This is a genomic window from uncultured Microbacterium sp., assembly GCF_947488465.1.
In the GTDB taxonomy this organism is placed as follows: domain Bacteria; phylum Actinomycetota; class Actinomycetes; order Actinomycetales; family Microbacteriaceae; genus Microbacterium.
Window position 1 is genome coordinate 1 of record NZ_CANKZA010000010.1, and the last position, 3,073, is coordinate 3,073.

Annotated in this window: 2 protein-coding genes; both read left to right on the forward strand. The window is 67.6% G+C overall.

Features of this window, described 5'->3' with window-relative positions; all coding sequences use genetic code 11:
* The first annotated feature begins 238 nt into the window (after positions 1 to 238).
* A complete protein-coding gene (locus tag Q0653_RS13920) occupies positions 239 to 1,540 on the forward strand; it encodes an ISL3 family transposase (protein ID WP_298945350.1) in 1,302 nt (433 codons plus the stop codon).
* Between the two features lie 127 nt (positions 1,541 to 1,667).
* Positions 1,668 to 2,978 carry an ISL3 family transposase gene (locus Q0653_RS13925; RefSeq protein WP_298945351.1) on the forward strand — a complete coding sequence of 437 codons (1,311 nt, stop codon included), beginning with the start codon at positions 1,668 to 1,670 and terminating at the stop codon, positions 2,976 to 2,978.
* Positions 2,979 to 3,073: the final 95 nt, after the last annotated feature.

The following is a 3,073-nucleotide window of genomic DNA, read 5'->3' on the forward strand; positions in this document are numbered from 1 at the left end:
GTAGGACACCGCCGGACTTCTTTCGTGAAAAGGCCACCCAAGGTTGGGTGGCCTTTTCTCGTTAACAACGCACCTGACGAACAACGTAAAAAAGGGGGGCGGCACTGTGTGCCGCCCCCCTTTTGCGGCTCTTCGCAGTTGAGGGTGTAGTCGAGGGTCGGCGGCTGGTTCGCGGATAGACGTCGAGGTCTTCCAGGATGGAAGTTCTCACACTGCCCATCTGCCGGAAGACCTCGACTTGCACCACCCTACGTTCGCGACCCCTGACCTCACCCCGTTCTGCCGTCTCGATGAGCTCGGCCTCGAAGCCATCGGCCAGTTGATCGAGCCCGACCGGGCGGTACTCGAGTGCCGCGTCGTTGACGATGACCCGTGGTGTCGGAAGTGTGGCGCCGAGGGCGTGCCGCGCGACACCGTGACGCGTCCGCTCGCGCACGAGCCGTTCGGGCACCGGCCCACGACGCTGCTGGTGCGGGTGCGCCGCTACCGGTGCGGCCACTGCCGCCGCACCTGGCGGCAGGACACGACGAACGCGGCGGCGCCGCGGGCGAAGATCTCCCGCGGCGGGGTCGGGTGGGCGCTGAAGGCGATCGTGGTCGACCACCTCACCGTCTCCCGCGCCGCGGCAGGCCTGGGGGTGTCGTGGCACACCGCGAACACCGCGATCCTCGCCGAGGGCAAGCGGCGGCTGATCGACGATCCGGCCAGGTTCGACGGCGTCACCACGATCGGCGTCGACGAGCACGTCTGGCGTCACACCCGGTTCGGTGACAAGTACGTGACCGTGATCATCGACCTCACCCCCGCCCGCAACAAGACAGGTCCCGCACGGCTGCTGGACATGGTCGAGGGTCGGTCGAAGGCGGTGTTCAAGCAGTGGCTCGCCGCCCGGCCCAAGGAGTGGTCGAAGCAGATCGAAGTGGTCGCGATGGATGGGTTCAGTGGGTTCAAGACCGCCGCGTCCGAGGAACTCCCCGACGCGGTCCCGGTGATGGATCCGTTCCATGTCGTCCGGCTCGCCGGTGACGCCCTGGACCGGACCCGGCAGAGGGTTCAGCAGGACACTCTCGGGCACCGCGGTCACGCCGGGGACCCGCTCTACGGGGTCCGCCGCACCCTCCACACCGGCGTGAGCTTCCTCACCGAGAAGCAGACCGCACGGCTGGACGCGGTGTTCGCGGTCGAGGAGCACGTCGAGGTCGAAGCGACCTGGGGCATCTACCAGCGCATCGTCGCCGCCTACCGCGAACCCGACAAGAAGAAGGCGAAGGAGATGATGCGGGCGGTGATCGATTCCGTCAGCAGCGGCGTCCCCGCGATGCTGGCCGAGATTCGCCGGCTCGGTCGGACGCTGAAGCAGCGCGCCGCGGACGTCCTCGCGTTCTTCGACCTGCCCGGCACGAGCAACGGTCCGACAGAGGCGATCAACGGCCGACTCGAGCACCTCCGCGGGTCCGCGCTCGGGTTCCGAAACCTCACCCACTACATCGCCAGGAGCCTGCTCGAGGCCGGAGGTTTCAGACCCTCGCTACACCCTTGATTCCGAAGAGCCTTTGCGGCTCTTCGCAGTTGAGGGTGTAGCCCGGGACCGTCGGCTGGTTCGCGGATAGGTGTCGAGGTCTTCCAGGATGGAAGTTCTCACGCTCACCATCTTGGAAGACCTCGACTTGCACCACCCTACGTTCGCGACCCCTGACCTCACCCCGTTCTGCCGTCTCGACGAGCTCGGCCTTCAAGCCGTCGGGCAGCTGCTCGAGCCTGATCGGGCGGTGCTGGAGTGCCGCGTCGTCGAGGACGACCCGTGGTGTCGGACGTGTGGCGCGGAGGGCGTGCCGCGTGACACGGTGACGCGGCCGCTGGCGCATGAGCCGTTCGGGCATCGGCCGACGACGCTGCTGGTCCGGGTGCGCCGCTACCGGTGCACGCACTGCCGCCGGACCTGGCGGCAGGACACGTCGAAGGCGGCGGCGCCGAGGGAGAAGATCTCCCGCGGCGGGATCGGGTGGGCACTCACGGCGATCGTGGTCGACCACCTCACCGTCTCCTGCGCCGCAGCAGGGCTCGGGGTGTCGTGGCATACCGCGAACACCGCGATCCTCGCCGAAGCCAAGAAGCGGCTGATCGACGACCCGGCGAGGTTCGACGGGGTCACCACGATCGGTGTCGATGAGCACGTCTGGCGTCACACACGGTTTGGCGAGAAGTACGTGACCGTGATCATCGACCTCACCCCCGCCCGCAACAAGACAGGTCCCGCACGGCTGCTGGACATGGTCGAGGGTCGGTCGAAGGCGGTGTTCAAGCAGTGGCTCGCCGCCCGGCCCAAGGAGTGGTCGAAGCAGATCGAAGTGGTCGCGATGGACGGGTTCTCCGGGTTCAAGGCCGCCGCGGCCGAAGAGCTCCCCGACGCGGTCCCGGTGATGGACCCGTTCCACGTCGTCCGCCTGGCCGGCGACGCGCTCGACCGGACCCGGCAGCGCGTCCAGCAAGACACCCTCGGGCACCGCGGTCACGCCGGCGACCCGCTCTACGGGGTCCGCCGCACCCTCCACACCGGCGCGAGCTTCCTCACCGAGAAGCAGACCGCACGACTCGACGCGGTGTTCGCCGCCGAGGAGCACGTCGAGGTCGAAGCGACCTGGGGCATCTACCAGCGCATCATCGCCGCCTACCGCGAACCCGACAAGAACAAGGCGAAGGAGATGATGCGGTCGGTGATTGACTCTGTCAGCAACGGCGTCCCCGCGCTGCTCAAAGAGGTCCGTCGCCTCGGCCGCACGCTGAAGCAGCGCGCCGCGGACATCCTCGCGTTCTTCGACCGCCCCGGAACGAGCAACGGCCCAACGGAGGCCATCAACGGCCGGCTGGAGCACCTTCGCGGTTCCGCCCTCGGCTTCCGGAACCTCAGCCACTACGTCGCCAGATCGCTCCTCGAAGCCGGCGGGTTCAGACCGCTCATACACTCTCATTCGCGATGAGCCCCTTTTGCGTCTAGGTGTGATGTCCAGGGACGTTGTTGCGTGAATCGCTCGTGATTTCTGAGGGGTGAAGGCCTCCGGTTGCGAGAGTGGAG